General features: G+C 43.2%; 17 protein-coding genes. 9 read left to right on the forward strand and 8 right to left on the reverse strand.

Annotated features, from left to right (window positions below):
* Nucleotides 1–7 precede the first annotated feature (7 nt).
* The 3 genes from kynU to QUE03_RS14190 all read left to right on the forward strand — a co-directional run bounded on the left by kynU (nt 8) and on the right by QUE03_RS14190 (nt 3,231).
* On the forward strand, nt 8–1,285 hold the full coding sequence (gene kynU / locus QUE03_RS14180) for a kynureninase (protein ID WP_286262584.1): 1,278 nt from the start codon (nt 8–10) through the stop codon (nt 1,283–1,285).
* Nucleotides 1,282–2,634, forward strand: a complete 1,353-nt coding sequence (locus QUE03_RS14185; RefSeq protein ID WP_286262585.1) for an FAD-dependent oxidoreductase — start codon at nt 1,282–1,284, stop codon at nt 2,632–2,634. The genes kynU and QUE03_RS14185 overlap by 4 nt, the downstream gene beginning before the upstream one ends.
* A gap of 111 nt (nt 2,635–2,745) precedes the next feature.
* A complete protein-coding gene (locus QUE03_RS14190; RefSeq protein WP_286262587.1) occupies nt 2,746–3,231 on the forward strand; it encodes a hypothetical protein in 486 nt (161 codons plus the stop codon).
* Nucleotides 3,232–3,313: 82 nt separating this feature from the next.
* Here the strand turns inward: QUE03_RS14190 and QUE03_RS14195 are convergent, their stop codons facing one another.
* From QUE03_RS14195 to QUE03_RS14210, 4 genes are all read right to left on the reverse strand, one after another.
* Complete coding sequence (locus QUE03_RS14195) at nt 3,314–4,588, reverse strand: cytosine deaminase (protein ID WP_286262589.1); 1,275 nt, start codon at nt 4,586–4,588, stop codon at nt 3,314–3,316.
* The gene (codB, locus tag QUE03_RS14200; RefSeq protein WP_286262590.1) at nt 4,582–5,832 is read right to left on the reverse strand and encodes a cytosine permease; all 1,251 of its coding nucleotides are present in this window, start codon (nt 5,830–5,832) and stop codon (nt 4,582–4,584) included. Before codB ends, QUE03_RS14195 begins: the two co-directional genes overlap by 7 nt.
* Nucleotides 5,833–6,265: 433 nt before the next feature.
* Complete coding sequence (locus QUE03_RS14205; RefSeq protein WP_286267867.1) at nt 6,266–6,616, reverse strand: MGMT family protein; 351 nt, start codon at nt 6,614–6,616, stop codon at nt 6,266–6,268.
* A gap of 20 nt (nt 6,617–6,636) precedes the next feature.
* Nucleotides 6,637–7,302 (reverse strand): SDR family oxidoreductase, encoded by a 666-nt coding sequence (locus tag QUE03_RS14210; RefSeq protein WP_286267869.1) that lies wholly within the window; start codon nt 7,300–7,302, stop codon nt 6,637–6,639.
* 229 nt (nt 7,303–7,531) lie between these two features.
* Between QUE03_RS14210 and QUE03_RS14215 the strand changes: the two genes are divergently transcribed.
* The 6 genes from QUE03_RS14215 (at nt 7,532) to QUE03_RS14240 (ending at nt 14,078) form a co-directional block, all read left to right on the forward strand.
* Nucleotides 7,532–7,834, forward strand: a complete 303-nt coding sequence (locus QUE03_RS14215; RefSeq protein WP_286262592.1) for an antibiotic biosynthesis monooxygenase family protein — start codon at nt 7,532–7,534, stop codon at nt 7,832–7,834.
* A 26-nt stretch (nt 7,835–7,860) separates the two neighbouring features.
* Nucleotides 7,861–8,304, forward strand: a complete 444-nt coding sequence (locus QUE03_RS14220) for a DUF3291 domain-containing protein (protein ID WP_286262594.1) — start codon at nt 7,861–7,863, stop codon at nt 8,302–8,304.
* A 4-nt stretch (nt 8,305–8,308) separates the two neighbouring features.
* A complete protein-coding gene (locus tag QUE03_RS14225) occupies nt 8,309–8,752 on the forward strand; it encodes a YaiI/YqxD family protein (RefSeq protein WP_286262596.1) in 444 nt (147 codons plus the stop codon).
* Nucleotides 8,753–9,004: 252 nt separating this feature from the next.
* A complete protein-coding gene (locus tag QUE03_RS14230; RefSeq protein ID WP_286262600.1) occupies nt 9,005–9,373 on the forward strand; it encodes a hypothetical protein in 369 nt (122 codons plus the stop codon).
* A gap of 251 nt (nt 9,374–9,624) precedes the next feature.
* The gene (locus QUE03_RS14235; protein WP_286262602.1) at nt 9,625–10,923 is read left to right on the forward strand and encodes an efflux RND transporter periplasmic adaptor subunit; all 1,299 of its coding nucleotides are present in this window, start codon (nt 9,625–9,627) and stop codon (nt 10,921–10,923) included.
* 14 nt (nt 10,924–10,937) lie between these two features.
* On the forward strand, nt 10,938–14,078 hold the full coding sequence (locus QUE03_RS14240) for an efflux RND transporter permease subunit (RefSeq protein ID WP_286262605.1): 3,141 nt from the start codon (nt 10,938–10,940) through the stop codon (nt 14,076–14,078).
* Nucleotides 14,079–14,148: 70 nt separating this feature from the next.
* Here QUE03_RS14240 and kdsB read toward each other — a convergent pair whose 3' ends face one another.
* From kdsB to msbA, 4 genes are read right to left on the reverse strand one after another with little or no spacing between them, the layout of a single operon-like run.
* On the reverse strand, nt 14,149–14,916 hold the full coding sequence (gene kdsB / locus QUE03_RS14245; RefSeq protein WP_286262606.1) for a 3-deoxy-manno-octulosonate cytidylyltransferase: 768 nt from the start codon (nt 14,914–14,916) through the stop codon (nt 14,149–14,151).
* A gap of 2 nt (nt 14,917–14,918) precedes the next feature.
* Nucleotides 14,919–15,101, reverse strand: a complete 183-nt coding sequence (locus QUE03_RS14250; protein ID WP_286262609.1) for a Trm112 family protein — start codon at nt 15,099–15,101, stop codon at nt 14,919–14,921.
* A gap of 59 nt (nt 15,102–15,160) precedes the next feature.
* A complete protein-coding gene (gene lpxK / locus QUE03_RS14255; protein ID WP_286262611.1) occupies nt 15,161–16,195 on the reverse strand; it encodes a tetraacyldisaccharide 4'-kinase in 1,035 nt (344 codons plus the stop codon).
* Between the two features lie 14 nt (nt 16,196–16,209).
* On the reverse strand, nt 16,210–17,955 hold the full coding sequence (gene msbA / locus QUE03_RS14260) for a lipid A export permease/ATP-binding protein MsbA (protein WP_286262612.1): 1,746 nt from the start codon (nt 17,953–17,955) through the stop codon (nt 16,210–16,212).
* Between the last annotated feature and the right edge of the window lie 14 nt (nt 17,956–17,969).

The following is a 17,969-nucleotide window of genomic DNA, read 5'->3' on the forward strand; positions in this document are numbered from 1 at the left end:
AATAAAAATGACAATAAATACAACATTGGAATACGCCAAGCAGTTAGACGAAAACGATCCCTTGGCATACATGCGTAACCACTTTTCAATTCCCAAACAGGAAAACGGCGAAGAAGAATATTACTTCACCGGTAATTCTTTAGGGCTACAGCCAATATTAGCCAAAGAAGCAGTCATGGAAGTGCTCGACGCTTGGCAAGAGCGCGGCGTAAAAGGCCACTTTGAAGGCGACTACCCTTGGATGCCCTACCACGAATTTCTAACTGAACATGCCAGTCGGCTGGTCGGCTCATTGCCCAAAGAGGTGGTGATGATGAATTCACTAACCGCCAACTTACATTTAATGATGGTTAGTTTTTATCAACCCAGTGGCAAACGCACAAAAATTTTAATCGAAGATCATGCCTTTCCATCTGATCACTACGCGGTTGAATCTCAACTAAAGCACCATCACCTAAATGTTGATGAAAATATGTTGCTCTGGCAGCCACGCCAAGCAGAAGAGCTACTCAATCATGATGATTTGTATCAACTGATTGAAGAGCATGGCGATGAAATAGCACTGATTTTACTCCCCGGCGTTCAGTATTACACAGGACAAGTGTTAGACATGAAAACCATCACTGAAAAGGCTCACGCCAAAGGCATTAAAGTCGGCTTTGACCTTGCACATGCGGTAGGCAATATCGAGCTGAATTTACATGATTGGCAGGTCGATTTTGCCTGTTGGTGCAGTTACAAATACCTTAACAGTGGCGCAGGCTCGGTTGCAGGCTGTTTTGTCCATCAACAACACGTTGAAAATAAAAAACTTAATCGTTTTGCGGGTTGGTGGGGCCATGACAAAAGCACCCGCTTTAAAATGGAAAATCAGTTTCAAGCCATTCCATCTGCGGAAGGCTGGCAGTTATCCAATCCACCTGTTCTAAGTTTGGCAGCAGTTAGAGGATCGTATGAAACCATTGAACTTGCTGGCGGTATGAAACCACTTAGAGAAAAATCACTCAAACTAAGTGGTTATTTACGATCGCTTTTAGCCGCAGAGCTTGGTGAGAAAATTCGCGTGATCACCCCCAACAATGAAGCAGAGTATGGCTGTCAGTTATCGATCATGATCAACGTCGATGGGCTTGATGGCAAAGCCATGTTCAACGCCATTGAAGCACGTGGCGTCACCACGGATTGGCGCGAGCCCAATGTCATTCGTGTCGCCCCTGTCCCGCTTTATAATAGCTTTGCCGATTGCTATCACTTTGTTAGAATTTTAAAGGAGTGTATCGCATGAACACGCCACATTTCACGCTAGTGGGCGGCGGTTTGGTCGGCTCGCTATTGTCTATTATACTTGCGCGTAAAGGCTACCAAGTCGACGTGTATGAGTCGCGTGCTGACATGCGAAAAGTAGACATTTCTGCTGGCCGTTCAATCAACCTTGCGCTAGCCAATCGCGGCATTAAACCCCTGCAAGATTTGGGCTTGATGGATGAAATTAACCAGCTGTTGATCCCAATGCGCGGCCGAATGATCCACCTTGATGGCCAGCCTTCGACATTACAAGCTTATGGTCAAAGTGAGCAAGACGTCATCTATTCTATTTCCCGTGCTCAGTTAAATAGCTTTTTAATGACGAAAGCTGAGCAAACGGGCCGAGTGAACTTTCATTTTGAACATCGCGTTACTGCTATTGATTTTGACCAAAACATCTTAACGATGACTCATCAAAATCAACAAGCAACCATTGTTGATTTTAATAAAGTAATTGGTACAGACGGAGCTAACTCTCCAGTACGTACCGCCATTTTAAACAAAGGCAGTACAGAGAATGAAGAAGCGGTGCTTGATCACAGCTACAAAGAACTGACGATTTTGCCTGATAATAATGGCGAACATAAACTAGAAAAGCATGCGCTGCATATCTGGCCTCGTGGTGAGTTTATGTTAATCGCTCTGCCAAACCTTGACGGCAGTTTCACTGTCACTTTGTTTATGCCTAATCACGGCGTCACCAGTTTTGATAGCATTAAAACCGATGAAGAGATCAACAATTTCTTTGCGCACCACTTTATTGATATTCAGCCGTTACTCGACGATCTGACCGATCGTTATCAGCAAAACCCTACCGGCAGGCTTGCCACCATCAAATGTGCGCCATGGCATTATAACGATCAAGCATTGATCGTCGGCGATGCCGCTCATGCCATCGTGCCGTTTCATGGCCAAGGCATGAATTGTGGCTTTGAAGATTGCGACACCATTGCCCAACTCGTGCCAGAGTTAACAACTGAACCAACCGATTGGCAACAGTATTTTAAAGCCATTACCGCTGCTCGCAAAGTCAATGCCGATGCCATTGCTAATATGGCATTAGAAAACTATGTGGAAATGCGTGATAGCGTTCGCCAGCATGAATTTTTATTGAAAAAGCAATTTTCCTTTAAAATTCAAGAGTGGTTCCCTGAGCGATTTACGCCCCGTTATGCCATGGTCATGTTTGAGCATATCCCCTACTCACAAGCGTTTGAATTGGGCAAAAAACACCAAGCCTTGTTAAGCGAATTAACTGACTGTTATAGCTGTTCAAGTCAATTGGATAAATCCATGATTGACCAGCTTTTACGAAAGTACGATTTGTAGCGTTGAATCAAAACACCTTCAAGGTGATATGATTAAGTATATCAATCAGTATGCTAGCTACCTCAATTGACTGAGGTAGCAGCAATTTATAACTTTAAAAGGAACATTAAAGTGACCGTAGCCGCACCAACACAAGCGCGAAAAATGCCATTCTCAATAACGTTAAATAAGCTCGTCTTGTTCACTTGTTTGTTCATGGCAGCCTATTTTGGCTATGTAGAATATGCTTCTCATACGGCCGCTCAAACCAGAGCCTCTGTGTTAGTTTTAGACCCTAAAATTAATGATCTTTATTTTCTAAACGTCCAACAACTCAATAACAGCTCAGAGCTTAAAAACAAATATCAATTAGCCAAAGTTGTGCGTGTGACTGGCAATAATGTCGTCTTCGTTCACGGCAGAATTTACTATCAATGGCAACACGCGGTGGTCAATAGTATTGAGCATGGAGATTTAAGTAATGAGGATTATTTCGCAGATAAGCTCTACACCATCCCAATAAATAAGCTTCAAACAATGAGAAACAACGGGACTATTTATCTGATTGAAAGGCCAATTCAAGGTCGGCTCTATGGGAATTTTGTTAGGCGATACTAGCCAAAATAGGCAACAAAAAACGCCTAGCTCGCGCATTGTACAACTAGGCGTAACTAGGCATTTAGAATTGTTCAAGGCGCTATTAGCGACGAAAATCAACGATGTGAGGCTGCTCTAGATTAACTTGCGTTTTGGGCAATTGGGTCTCTGCGATCACTTTGCCGGCGCGAATAGAATACTGCACAGGTACTTGGCGTCTCACGGCATCAAACTCACTTTCTGCAGGTAAAATAAGTAAACTCGCTGGCTTACCTACTTCAATGCCATACTTGTTTTCTACTTGCAGGGTACGCGCACTATGCTGCCCAATCAGCTTCAAACTATCATTGATGGTGTCGTATCCCATGAGCTGACAAACATGTAGCCCCATATGTAGCACTTGCAGCATATTGGCTGTGCCCATTGGGTACCACGGATCAAATACGTCATCATGGCCAAAACAAACATTAATATTTGCCTCAAGCAGCTCTTTGACTCGCGTGATACCACGGCGTTTAGGATAATCATCAAAGCGCCCCTGCAAATGAATATTCACTAAAGGATTAGCAACAAAGTTAATGCCGCTCATTGATAACAAACGGAACAATCTCGACGTGTAAGCTCCGTTATATGAATGCATCGCGGTCGTGTGACTTGCTGTAACCTTGTGCCCTATCCCACGCTCGTACGCCAAAGTTGCAAGCGTTTCCAAAAACCGTGATTGTTCATCATCTATTTCGTCACAATGCACATCAACCAAACAGTCGTATTTGTCTACCAAGTCAAACATGTAATTTAGTGATTCAACCCCGTACTCACGGGTAAACTCAAAATGCGGTATTGCGCCAATTACATCAGCGCCTAGCTCCATCGCCTGCTCAATTAAAGCTTTACCGTTAGGGAAAGACAAAATCCCTTCTTGAGGAAAGGCAACAATCTGCATTTCAATGTAAGGCGCCATTTCTTCTTTCACTTCCAACATGGCTTTTAACGCCTTTAATGTAGGATCAGACACATCCACATGAGTTCGAACAAATTGAACACCGTTAGCAATTTGCCAAAGCATCGTTTGTTTAGCACGCTCTTTCACGTCTTCATGAGTAATTGTTGCCTTGCGCTCAGCCCAACGGTCAATACCTTCAAACAAAGTACCAGAGCGGTTCCACGCTGGCTGTCCTGCCGTTTGTGTTGTATCTAAGTGAATATGAGGCTCGATAAATGGCGCAGTCGCCATGCCGCCATTGGCGTCAATAACATCCAACTCTGTTGAATCGGCAATCGCCACATCGGCAAATTCAATAGCGCTGAACTTACCGTCTTTAGTTATGATATTCCAAAGGCCAGGCTTACCTGACAAACATACATTTTTAATTAACATGATTGCTCTTCTTCTGCCAAAGATGACTCAACATCATCTGAACGTAGTTTATTAAGTACAACAAAGCTAACTGCCGCAGCAAGTACCGCGTTAACTGGCACAATGCCCGGTAAAAACTGCCCCGCCATGATTCCCAGCACGACGGCGATTATGGCATTCCAGCGCACATCAGCAAAAGTCGCGCTTTCAAATGAGTGATAATGCGCACGGTTCAATAAATAATCTGCAATTAACACTCCACCGATTGGTGGAATAGCAGACGATAAAAAGGTAAGCCAGCCAACAAAATTGTTATACAGCCACAACGCGAAAATAGTACCGATGATGCCGTTGATAAAAGAGAGCTTAGTTGAACTCCAGCCCGTAATATTGGCAAAACCTAAGCCCGAAGCATACAAAGCATTGTCGTTCGTTGTCCAAATATTTAGCCCTAACACGATAATGGCAGGCAGTAACAATCCTTGTAGCACCATCACTTCTGAAATATCAGCTTCGCCTGTGACAGCAGCACCGGCAGCGCCAAAAACAAACATTAACGAATTGCCAATAAAGAAAGCGATTAAGGTAATAAATACCGCCGTACGTGGGCTTTTACCGAAACGAACAAAATCGGCTGTTAAAGTACCTGCGCTAATAAATGAACCAACCACCATCGCCAATGCGATATTAAAATCAATCGGGTCAGAAGGTGTGTGCTGCGCAAGTGCTGACACGCCGCCAGCAGAGTCAACCGCGAGTAATACCGAATAACCACCAAGAACAACGATTGCAGGTACCGCAATGGAAGATAAAATCATTAATGCCGACATACCAAAGTAAGCGGTTACTGTCATCAACAAGCCAGAAACACCAATCAGCACATTGCCATCAATGCCGGTAAATTTTTGCACAGGCAAGGCAAACATCGCCACGCCAACACCAAACCAACCGACTTGGGTACCACCCAGTAAAGAAGAAGGTAACCAAGAGCCGCGTACACCAAAGGAGTAACGCGCTAATAAATGTGTTGAAAGACCTGTCTTCGCGCCAATGTAGCCCAGTGTTGCGGTATATATACCCAATAATAAATTACCTATCAGTACTGCGCTAAAAAAATCATCAAAAGAAAGGCCTGTACCTAACTTACCGCCCGTCCACATACTGGCAGAGAAAAAGGTTAAGCCCAGCATCACCATGGTTAACGCCATAAAACTTTTTCGTTCGGTTTTAGGGACGGGTGCCAGCCCGTATTCACTGTCTGTCATTGTTAACTACTCTTGGTTAATTCAACACAAGCATTAAATAACCTTGTGTAAGGCTAATCGGGTAAACCAATCGGCAAGGTACATCACAATCCACAAAAAGTAATACCAAACAGCCTCTATTAATGGCGGGGAATATAGCAAAATCCAGCAAGTACTAATGTAAAAAAGCGTTAACTCAGCGTGGTTTTTTTAGCGGGTTCAGCACGTCCGTAGGTAGGTTTACATGCGCACAATCAAGTCATATATCTTGGATAACTAGCTATTTATACAACGGTGGTTAAAATAATTTTATTTGCTAATTTGGTCAAAGGTTAACTCCCAATCCCTGAAATGCCTAACAGCTTAATAAGAGCAAAAACACGTAACACTTTTGTAAGATTGGGTGGAAGGGGGAAATCGGTGTCGCGCTTAACCGTCGTATAAGCGCGTAAAATTAATACTCTAACTGAAACAGTAACTCAGCAAGGTCGGGCTGCCATTGAAATTCTTTGAGTTTGATTCGCACGCCAATAACTACCACATCTTCTTCTTGTAGGTGGGCTTTTTGTCGCTCAAAGTACTCGCTGCCAACAGGGAAGGATATCTTACCTTGTGAATTAATCACTCGATACCATGGCACGGGTTGTCCGTTGTGCCCTGCCTCAGGCACATAGCCGAGCGCCTTTCCTACCATGCGCGCACGTCCGGGCAAGCCTGCTAAATCAGCAACTTGCCCATAGCAGGCAACTTTTCCCATCGGGATTAATTGCACCGTACGCCATATTTTAACGTACTGCGGATTAATGGGCTGAGGCGGTTTAGCAATTACCAAGGCAGTGTCTCACCGTTTGAATGTTTAAAGCCGCCGGTTTGCGCCATAGTCAGTTCGTTAACTAATCCCACGATTCTAGTGGCTGATACATCGGCAGAAATATCACCGCCATGGTTAACCATATCGGTTTGCACATATCCGGGGTGATAAATACCGACCGCAATATTTCGCGGTGCAAGGTCATGTGCTAATGATACTGATGCGGCATTAAGCGCTGCTTTTGACATCCGATAGCCATAACGACCACCGGAGCCATTATCGGCAATTGAGCCCATGCGAGAGGTGATCATCGCCACTTTGCCGCCTTCATTAATTTGGTTTTGCAAGGCTTCAACAACCCGTAGTGGTGCAATGGCGTTAACTTCAAATTGCTCGCGAATGGTGGTTAAGTTTAGGTTGGTTAGTTGTTCATCTCTTAAAATACCGGCGTTGCACACCAAGACATCAATATTGACGTTGGCTAGTGCATTTTCCATCACTGAAATGCCTTGCTCTGTTGCCACGTCAACTGATTCAATCACGCTTACGCCGAGCGCATCTAACGCCGATGAAGTACGACGACAAAGGGCAAACACATGGCAGCCTTGTTGCTTAAATTGCGTTGCCATGGCTAAACCAATGCCTCGATTTGCTCCTGTGATCACCACATTTTTTGTCATCATGAAATTCCTGTTCAGTAGGTAAATTTTATTATGAAATACAGTATATAAAATTAATACCGCGTGGTGGACTTTTAACGTTCATTAAAACGATATATTGGCAAAACCTGAACAATAATTGCGATTAAGAAAACATATATTTACGATCATTTTGTTGGCGAACAAAGACAAACCCGCTATGTTTAAGCTCTTGTAATTTCGTCAATTCCCTTCAACTCAAGGAAAAGCTATGTTTGCTGTTATCTTTAGAGCAACCACGAAAAATTTAGACGTAGAATATGACAATTTAGTGCAAGAGTTACGTGAAATAGCGTTTTCAAAATACCGTTGCATTGAGTTTGTTGCCGTGAGCGAAGGAGAAGATGAAATTGCCATTTCTTATTGGCACTCGCTTGAAGACATCAAACAATGGAAACAAGATACCAGACATTTATTTGCCCAAAAAATGGGACAAGAAAAATGGTATAGTCAATACCGCATTCAAGTTGTTGAAGTACAACGCGATTACCAATTTGACACTGACAAAGTTTAATTTTCACTTAAAAGGACGTACTAACTATGGCGAAAGTACTCGCTGAACTAAACATTGCAACCGCACTTGCACCTCTAGATAGCCCACAACTTAAAGAGTTTACTGACAACCTTGACCGTATCAATGGTATTGCTGAGCAAAGCCCCGGTTTTGTTTGGCGACTTGAAGACGAAACGGGCAATGCCACCAATATTCAAGCCTTTGATAATCCTAACACCATCATCAACTTGTCTGTATGGAAAGACGTAGACGCACTTAAAACTTTTATGTTTAAAACAGACCATGTAAAATTCTTTAAACGAAAAGCTCAATGGTTTGAAAAACCTCGCATTGCGACTTATGTGCTGTGGTGGATTGAAGACAATGAACACCCCACCGTAGAGCAAGGTATTGAGAGACTCGAAGCGCTGAGAGCTAATGGTGAAACGCCTGAAGCGTTCAGTTTTAAGCAAACATTTGAGGCCAATTAATTTAATGAATATATGGGTTGATGCTGACGCTTGTCCAAGCGTAATTAAAAGCATTTTATTTAAAGCAGCTGATCGTACAAAGGTCAACACTGTACTATTAGCTAACCATCCACTTAACGTTCCACCTTCTCCCAATATACGCTTCATGCAAGTGAGCTCAGGTTTTGATGTGGCGGATAATGAAATCGTCAAACGCGTGTCAGCGGGTGATTTAGTGATCACGCAAGACATTCCCCTTGCAGATGAAGTGATCACATTAGGGGCAACCGCATTAAGCCCTCGCGGCGAGCTGTTTACTAAACACAACATAAAATCACGTCTTAATATGCGCGACTTTTACGACACCATGCGCGCGAGCGGTGTACAAACGGGCGGCCCTGCGGCGCTGAGTCAAAGCGATCGACAAGCCTTTGCAAATCATCTAGATAGCATATTGGCCAAGCGTTAAATTTAAGTAAGAAGTCATCTGCTAACGCGACAATGTTAATAATTGTAATCGCGCTACATTTTCTTAACTTATTAATAATTCAATAAATATTGAACAATCATCATAAAATTAATTAATTATTTGGTGGTTATTAAGTGAAAAACTGACGAATAATGACGGTGCTTTTTTGTCAGTCATAAACAATAAATGATAGACTTGTACCTAATTTCCAATGCAAATCTGCCAAGCCATCAACGTTAAGGACCACGCAAAATGATAAAACGCTTAGCGATAAGCATCTTTTTATTATTATCGATTGTTTCACAATCGTTTGCCGTTGTGTCTAGCGCTCAAGATGCTCATCAACTTGATATTGAACACATTCAAATTGAACACAATCATCTCAGTGACGATTCAGCTAATCCATTGAACCACGAGACGAATGCAGGAAATTCTACTGGCGCGGATCACAATGTATCTGATTGTCATCACTGTGGTCATTGCCATGGTTCACACACCAACTGGGTAACACCCGACAACGAAAGTTTATTACCTGTTAGTCAACAGTTGGCTGTTTTCACCTACTTAAATGCTCCCAAACTAGGCCATTACAACGGTTTATACCGCCCTCCAACCGCTTAACCTAGAAATGGTCTATTGATCTCTTTGTTGAGCGCTCTGTCAGCTTTATGACCGATCTTACGATTATTTTACCCATTAATGGGTTCACACATGTATGTATTAAATAAATCTAGTGCATCGTGTTGAAAGCGCCGTCTAATGAACAGCAGACAGCCCACAATTATGGTCAATAGCCTTAATCACTTTACGAATAACTTAGCACAAAGCCTTAGTTGTTCATTGGTTGTATTTCTATTTTAAGAGCTTTAAAAATGACTGTTTTATCAAAAAACGGCGCGTTGATTGTCGCGTCTATTCTACTCTCTTGTCAGTTTTCCGCGTATGGCCTGAACACCTCCCCAGGCGCACAGGCTGAACAACTGAGCGAAGTTACACATGAGCATGCAGAAAACGAAACACATGCCCATAAAGAAACTCATCAAGAAGAACCCCATCAAGAAGAAAAGAACACAAATGACCATGATGATGAGCACGAGTCCCACAAGGACCATACAGATCAACATCAAGAGCATCAAAACGCTAATGAAAATCATGAAAACGTAGCGTTAGTTTCACTCACCCAAAAACAAATGCAATTGGCCAACATCAAAGTACAAATACTTAATGCTCAATTGATGAATGAAAAGCTATATGCACCAGGCGAAGTAAAAGCGAATGGCTATACCAGCTTTTTAATCTCTCCACGCGTTGATTCCGTGGTGATAAAACGTCACATTTCTCTTGGTCAGCACGTTAAGAAAGACCAAACTCTAATTACCTTGTTTAGTGAAACAGTGGCACAAGCACAAGCTGAATATCGCACCTTTTATGCAGATTGGCAGCGAGTGGAAAACCTTAATGACACAATATTAAGCGAGAAACAAAAATCAGAGGCTTATACTCGATACATTGCGGCGCGTGCGATATTACTGGCCTACGGCCTAAGCCAAAAAGACATTGCTACGTTAGTAAATAATGATAACGCCACGTTAGGACGGTATTACTTAAAAGCGGGGCAAAATGGTGTAATTCTCAATGATGATTTTCAACAAGGACAACGCGTAAACGCAGGACAAGCACTTGCCACAATCGTCGATGAATCAGAGTTATGGGTTGAAGCAAATCTTGCCCCAAATGCAGATGTTAAACTCCCGCTGGGCGGCACAGCCACATTGACCATCAATGGCAAAAACTACCCTAGCCGCATTATCCAACAAGGCCACACTATTGACCCTGTCACTCGAACCCGGATCATCCGGTTATCCGTTAAAAACAACAGCCATGATCTGCACGCCGGTATGTTTGGTGATGTATTTTTTGAAGCAAACAGCCAAACCAAAGTGATTACCGTGCCACAAACCGCACTGATGCGCGGCGCTGATGGCGACTGGACAATTTTTGTTGAACAAGCACCGGGCAAGTTTGTGCCCACCGAAGTTCGCTTAGGCCGCGTGTTTGGGAGTTTTCAAGAAATATTAGGTATACAGCCGGGTTTGAACGTTGCCATACAAGGAGCGTTTTTTATTGCATCTGAACAAGCGAAAAGCGGCTTTGACCCGCACAACCACTAAACGGAGCAAACGTAATGAATAACCATAGCGTAAGTCGTCTGATCGGTTGGGCGGTAACCAATCGATTCATCGTGGTCATTGCCTTGTTAAGTATTTTAACCGCGGCATTTATAGCAATCCCCAAACTAAACCTTGATGCCTTTCCTGACGTGACCAACGTGCAAGTGACCATTAATACGGAAGCGCCAGGCTTAGCCTCTGAAGAAGTCGAGCAACTGATCACCTTCCCGATTGAATCGGTCATGTATGCCCTGCCTGATGTAGAGGAAGTAAGATCAATTTCTAAAACAGGTTTGTCAGGCATCACCGTGGTGTTTAAGGAAGGCACCGATATTTACTTTGCCAGACAGTTAGTGTTTGAGCGTTTGCAAAGTGCAAAAGAAATCATACCTGCGGGTTTAGGTACACCAGAGCTTGGCCCAAATACATCTGGGCTGGGCCAAGTGTATCAATACTTACTGATGGCAGACGATGTATCTGGCTACGATCAAACTGCACTACGTAGTTTAAATGATTGGGTGGTGAAGCTTTTATTAATGCCTGTTGATGGCATCACTGATGTGCTTTCGTTCGGTGGTCAGGTAAAGCAATACCAAGTCAACATTAACCCGTCTCGCTTGCTCGCTTACAACTTGTCACAACAAGATGTGGTTGCAGCAATTGAGCGAAGCAACACTAACGTAGGCGGTTGGTACATGAATCGTGGCCAAGAGCAATTGGTGATCCGAGGTACAGGTTGGATCAAGCCGGATCTGCAAGGCCTTACTGAAATATCTCAAACGCCACTTAAAACCGTTAATGGTGCTGTAATTACCGTTGCAGATGTTGCCAAGGTAGAACTCGGTAGTGAAATTCGTCAAGGCGCGGTCACCATGACTCGTCGAAACTCTGACAATAGCATTTCAGGGCTAGACGAAGTGGTATCAGGTATTGTGTTAAAGCGCATGGGTGCAAACACTAAATCAACCATTGATGGCATTAATGAGCGCGTGACTTTAATTCAACAAGCCTTACCTGACGGTGTTACCTTTGAGCCGTTTTACGATCAAAGTCAATTGATTACCGCTTCAGTCGATACAGTCGTTCAAGCGTTGTTATTGGCCTTTGTCTTTATTGTTATTGTTCTGGCGCTGTTTTTAATGAACCTGCGCGCCACACTATTGGTGTTGATCTCTATCCCAATCTCAATCGGCATCGCCTTAATGTTAATGTCATGGCTTGGGCTTTCTGCCAACTTGATGTCGCTTGGCGGTTTAGCCGTCGCCATTGGTATGTTGGTTGATGGCTCGGTGGTGATGGTTGAAAATATTTTTAAACACTTATCGATTAAGCAATCAGCATCCGAGCAAGAGCTGTCCAATATCGAGCGGATCAAAATCGCTGGCCAAGAAGTGGCCAAGCCTACCCTGTTTGCAACGTTAATTATTTTAGTGGTATTTGCGCCTATGTTCACCTTTGAAGGGGTGGAAGCAAAGCTATTTCAACCCATGGCAATCAGTATCATGTTGGCGATTGTTTCAGCTTTATTAGTCGCTTTGGTCGTTGTTCCAGCAACTGCCTGTTTGCTCTTTAAATCAAAACCTACGTTTAGGAAAAGCTTTGTTTTAACCCCTATCGCTCACGCTTATAAAACTAGCTTAGCCGCGGCGATTAAAGCGCCCAAGTTAGTGTTATCGACTGCTAGCTTATTATTAGTGTTAGCAATAGGCTTATCACAACAGCTAGGGACAGAGTTTATTCCTGAATTAGAAGAAGGCACCATTAACTTGCGGGTCACTTTGGCGCCATCAAGCAGCCTAGAAACTGCATTAGAATTAGCACCCAAACTAGAAGATATGTTGATGGAATTTCCTGAGGTTGAATATGCTTTGAGCCGCATCGGTCGCGCGGAAATAGGCGGCGATCCTGAGCCGGTTAATAACATTGAGATTTACTTAGGATTAAAACCCATCACGAAGTGGCAAAGCGCAAATTCGCGTTTAGTATTGCAAGACTTAATGGCTAAAAAGTTAGAGCAATTTCCGGGCTTACTACTTAATTTTTCACAGCCAATTGCCACCCGAGTTGATGAACTACTTTCCGGTGTTAAAGCGCAATTAGCGATAAAATTATTTGGCGCTGATCTTGATGTGCTCGCCGAAAAAGGCAAAGAATTAGAGCTACTGGTACAACAAATCGACGGCACACGAGATGTTGCCCTTGAGCAAATATCAGGGGAAGCTCAATTAGTGATTGCGCCTAATCGCAGACAATTATCTCGATATGGCTTATCTGTAGAAGATGTGATGTCTGTCGTGCGAGATGGCGTAGGCGGACAAACGGCAGGACAAATCATTAAGGGTAATGAACGCTATGATATTTACACTCGTTTAGCCAAGCGTTTTCGACAAAACCAAGCGGCCATTGCCGAGTTAAGGATGCAATCACCAACAGGGGCTTGGGTAAGACTAGGTGATATTGCCGATGTCAGCATTGCCTCAGGGCCACCACAAATTCGTCGTGATGATGTCCAGCGTCGTGTGGTTATTCAAGCCAATGTTCAAGGCAGAGACATGGGCAGTATAGTCGCTGACATTCGCAAGGCAATTAACAAAAAGGTTGAACTACCAGCAGGATATAGCGTGAGTTTCGGCGGTCAATTTGAAAGCCAGCAACGTGCACAAAAACGATTATTAATCGTTGTTCCGTTATCCTTATTGCTAATTGCGGGTTTACTGTTCTTTGCCTTTGGCTCACTAAAACAAGCAGGGCTGATACTGGTCAATATTCCGCTTGCTGCAATCGGTGGAGTGTTTGCGCTTTACATCTCTGAACAGTACTTATCGGTACCAAGCTCCGTGGGTTTCATCACCCTCTTTGGTGTTGCTGTGCTTAATGGTGTAGTGATGGTGGAAAGCATTAACCAACGTATTGCTGCTGGTGTTGCAATGCAGCGAGCAATATTTGAGGGCGCTCAATCTCGCCTTAGACCGGTATTAATGACAGCTATCACTTCGGCACTCGGCCTGATACCTATATTGGTGTCAAATGGCGTTGGCGCGGAAATACAAAAGCCATTAGCAACGGTAATAATTGGCGGGTTATTTTCAGCAACCCTGTTAACACTTTATGTGTTGCCGATTCTTTACCCTAAGTTTTCAAATCACAGCGACTAACACTAAAAAGGCCTCATCATTTGATGAGGCCTTTTAATGGGGAATACACAAAAAAATAACCGATAAAGTGTTACTTTAAACTCGCTGCGTACACGCGTGCTTTTTCTAAATCTTCAGGCGTATCTACACCTTCAACCGGTAAATTGTGCGGCGCGACATCAACATGGATTTTTTCACCTTGCCATAAAACTCTTAGCTGCTCTAATGATTCTGTTTGCTCTAACTGGCTTGCTGGCCACGCGACATATTCTTTTATAAAAGCCGCACGATACGCATAAATTCCGATATGACGTAGATAAAAATCACCTATTTCAGTCACCGTGTCTTTGCCTAGAAAACGATTACGATCATATGGTATGGTTGCACGGGTAAAATACATCGCATACCCTTTTTTATCGCACAATACTTTTACCGCATTAGGATTAAACGCCTCTTCAACACTGGCGATATTGACCGCTAAGGTTGCCATGTTGGCTTCGTTTTGACCCGCTAAATTTTTTGCTACTTGGCTAATATTGTTAGCTGGAATAAATGGCTCATCACCTTGCACATTGACAATCACTTGATCATCGGCAAACTGGTATTTTTCCACCACTTCGGCAAGTCGCTCAGTACCTGATTGATGATCCGCACTTGTTCTACACACCTCTCCACCAAAGCCAAGTACGGCTTGTTCAACCTTGCTGTTATCGGTCGCGACAATTACGCGCTCCGCACCACTTTGCTGAGCTTTCTCAACCACCCATTGGATCATCGGCTTACCGTCAATTTCTGCTAGCACTTTGCCTGGTAAACGCGAAGACTCGTAACGCGCAGGGATAACAACAACAAAAGACATAATTACGCCTCTTCTGAATTTATACGTCGTGCTTCATTTTCTAAAAGCACTGGGATATCTTTTTCAATTGGGTAAGCCAGTCGGTCAAAATTACAAATTAACTCATTGTTTTCACGATCTAAGTCCAACTTACCTTTACAAACTGGACAGGCCAAAATTTCCATTAGTTTGATGTCAAATGCCATAATTACTACTCTTTTGTCATTAAATATTGTCTAAACCGTATTGTTTAGTACGAACTTGCTTAACTATCTTTTTTTACATTCTTGATATCAGTAATGGTATCAACAAACGCTTGATTATCTGATTCACTAAAATTCGCGATGACCGCTAAATACCACCAGTTTGCACTGGCGAATGCTTTGCATTTTACCGCATCTTTCTCAGTCATCAACAGAGGTAAGTCATCTTTGAACGATTGAAAATCTTTTTCAACAAAATGATGATGATCAACAAAGGCTTTTACTTGCTCTGTAATAAAAGCGTTGTCCCTTAACGTGTTAAAAAAGCGACTCGGATCGCCAATACCAGCCGCAGCATTAACTCGCGGATGGCTATGAATAAATTCATCAACATGACATCGCTCACCCGTGCTGATATTCACTATTTCACAGGCTTGTAAATTCATTTTCTGATGCTTGACATCAATTGCTAACTTGTTGTCTCCGTTGAGCACAACATGTTGTACACTTGATAAGCGCCACTGACCTTCACGAAGCGGCCCGGCAGGTAACAACAAACCGTTGCCGAATCCGCGTTTACCATCAACCACAATAATTTCGCAGTCTCGCTTTAATTTATAGTGCTGCAAGCCATCGTCCGCAATGACAATATCACAACCTAAAGATTTAAGCTGCTTTGCGCTTGATATGCGTTCAGGCCCCACAACAACTGGCACATTGCAGCGATGATAAATCAAAAACGGTTCATCACCGGTTTGTTCAACTGGCGTATATTGATTTAGGGTCAATGGGTAAGTTTGTCTTGCTTGCAACTTACCGCCATAACCGCGGCTTATCACCCCTGGACGTAAACCAAGCTGCTGACAAATTTGAATTAAGTGAATCACCAATGGCGTTTTACCATTACCGCCAACACCAATATTACCAACAACGATAACGGGAATACCTGAACAGGAAGCTTTAAGGAGTTGCCATTTATAGGCTTGACGACGAAGCGATGATAACAGCCAAAAAAGTAGGGTTAAAGGGAAAAGTAATGGTACTAAAAGCCATTTTGCATTATGTCCAGAAAACCATACCTTCTCGATTAATCTCATTTTAAATCAAGCCTTTATTGACCAAATTGAAAGCTGTGCAATTGAGCATAAGCCCCTTCTTTGGCCAACAATTCCCCATGTTTGCCTTGCTCGATCACTTCGCCCTGTTCCATCACTAGGATTTGGTCGGCTTTTTCAATGGTGGATAAACGGTGCGCAATGACAATAGATGTTCGATTTTGCTGTAATACTTGCAATGCGTCTTGAATATGCCGTTCTGATTCTGTATCTAACGCGCTGGTGGCTTCATCTAAAATTAAGAACGGCGCATCACACAATAAAGCTCTAGCAATGGCAACGCGTTGTCGTTGGCCACCGGAGAGCATGGCGCCGTTTTCGCCTATGTTGGTGTCTAATCCGTCTGGCATATTATCGGCAAACTCAATGACATGGGCACTTCTAGCAGCCGCATTAATTTCTTCTCGGCTGGCATCGGGTTTACCGTAAGCGATATTATTAGCAATAGAGTCATTAAAAAGCACCACTTGCTGCGACACAAAGGCAAACTGCTTTCGTATATCCGCTAATTTATAAGAATTGATGTCTTCACCATCCACAAGAACTTTACCGGCATTGGCTTGATAAAAGCGTAGTAACAATGAAATTGTCGTTGATTTACCGCTACCAGAGCGGCCAACTAAAGCAATAGTTTGCCCAGCATCAGCTTTAAACGAAAGCTTTTTCAACGCCAGTTGCTCTTCTCCGTCGTAACCAAAATCAACATCCTTTAGCTCCAATACACCTCGAGATTTTTCCAGTGCCGTGGTGCCTAAATCTTTCTCTTTCTCAGCATCTAGTACTTTGAAGATACTGGCGCATGCGGCCATGCCTCGTTGAAACTCACTGTTAACGGTAGTTAATAACTTTAATGGGCGGAGCAACATCACCATACAGCTTAGCACCGTAGTAAAGATACCCGGTGTTAAGCTTTCTTTCATCGATTCTAAATTAGCGATATAGAGCACAAATGCCAATGCAAATGACGCAATGATTTGAATAATTGGAACACTTGACGCTTTAGTCGCCACCATTTTCATGCGTTGTTGACGGTTGTGCTTGTTGATCTTGCCAAAGCGTTCGCTTTCACGTTGTTGACCACCAAAGGTTAGTACCACCTTATGACCATTAAAGGTTTGCTCTGCGGCACTGGTGACCACGCCCATGCTGTCTTGAATTTTTTTGCTAACCATACGAAAGCGTTTCGAGACAAACGTAACGATAACTGCAATGATCGGCACAATCAGTAAAAAGATGGCTGATAATTTCCAGCTATTATAAAACATCACGATCAGTAAACCGGTAACAAACGCCCCTTGTTGCACGAGCGTCAGTAAGGCTTTACTGGTAGCACTAAGCACTTGCTCGGTATCAAAGGTCAATTTGGAAATTAACGTACCTGTGGATTCTTTATCATGATATTTAACCGGCATTGCCATGATGTGCTCAAACAGCCGCTGCCTAATATCTGCTACGATGTTATTGCCCACCCATGCAAGGCAGTAATTACCCATAAAATGGAAAATACCGCGAAGGATAAACAATACAATCACAAAAACGGGAGCCCATTTCATGATGTTAGGGTTTTTTCCTGTTAGCCCATCATCAAGTAGCGGCTGTAAGTTGGAAAAAAAGTAACTATCAACCGCTGCATAACCTAACATGCCAATAATTGCGACGATAAAGCCCGCCTTGTAAGGCTTTGCGTATTGCATTAAACGAATGAAATTTTGCCAAGTGCTCGTTTGTGGTTTGTCTTGCATGCAGCTCTCAGAGA

The organism is Thalassotalea atypica (assembly GCF_030295975.1).
In the GTDB taxonomy this organism is placed as follows: domain Bacteria; phylum Pseudomonadota; class Gammaproteobacteria; order Enterobacterales; family Alteromonadaceae; genus Thalassotalea_F; species Thalassotalea_F atypica.

What these genes read in the sequence shown, in the direction of transcription:
- codB (WP_286262590.1), bottom strand. Translation starts at nt 5,832, where the DNA reads ATGACAGACAGTGAATACGGGCTGGCACCCGTCCCTAAAACCGAACGA.
- QUE03_RS14185 (WP_286262585.1), top strand. Translation starts at nt 1,282, where the DNA reads ATGAACACGCCACATTTCACGCTAGTGGGCGGCGGTTTGGTCGGCTCG.
- QUE03_RS14240 (WP_286262605.1), top strand. Translation starts at nt 10,938, where the DNA reads ATGAATAACCATAGCGTAAGTCGTCTGATCGGTTGGGCGGTAACCAAT.
- QUE03_RS14230 (WP_286262600.1), top strand. Translation starts at nt 9,005, where the DNA reads ATGATAAAACGCTTAGCGATAAGCATCTTTTTATTATTATCGATTGTT.
- lpxK (WP_286262611.1), bottom strand. Translation starts at nt 16,195, where the DNA reads ATGAGATTAATCGAGAAGGTATGGTTTTCTGGACATAATGCAAAATGG.
- QUE03_RS14220 (WP_286262594.1), top strand. Translation starts at nt 7,861, where the DNA reads ATGGCGAAAGTACTCGCTGAACTAAACATTGCAACCGCACTTGCACCT.
- QUE03_RS14250 (WP_286262609.1), bottom strand. Translation starts at nt 15,101, where the DNA reads ATGGCATTTGACATCAAACTAATGGAAATTTTGGCCTGTCCAGTTTGT.
- QUE03_RS14235 (WP_286262602.1), top strand. Translation starts at nt 9,625, where the DNA reads ATGACTGTTTTATCAAAAAACGGCGCGTTGATTGTCGCGTCTATTCTA.
- QUE03_RS14225 (WP_286262596.1), top strand. Translation starts at nt 8,309, where the DNA reads ATGAATATATGGGTTGATGCTGACGCTTGTCCAAGCGTAATTAAAAGC.
- msbA (WP_286262612.1), bottom strand. Translation starts at nt 17,955, where the DNA reads ATGCAAGACAAACCACAAACGAGCACTTGGCAAAATTTCATTCGTTTA.
- QUE03_RS14195 (WP_286262589.1), bottom strand. Translation starts at nt 4,588, where the DNA reads ATGTTAATTAAAAATGTATGTTTGTCAGGTAAGCCTGGCCTTTGGAAT.
- kynU (WP_286262584.1), top strand. Translation starts at nt 8, where the DNA reads ATGACAATAAATACAACATTGGAATACGCCAAGCAGTTAGACGAAAAC.
- QUE03_RS14215 (WP_286262592.1), top strand. Translation starts at nt 7,532, where the DNA reads ATGTTTGCTGTTATCTTTAGAGCAACCACGAAAAATTTAGACGTAGAA.
- kdsB (WP_286262606.1), bottom strand. Translation starts at nt 14,916, where the DNA reads ATGTCTTTTGTTGTTGTTATCCCTGCGCGTTACGAGTCTTCGCGTTTA.
- QUE03_RS14210 (WP_286267869.1), bottom strand. Translation starts at nt 7,302, where the DNA reads ATGACAAAAAATGTGGTGATCACAGGAGCAAATCGAGGCATTGGTTTA.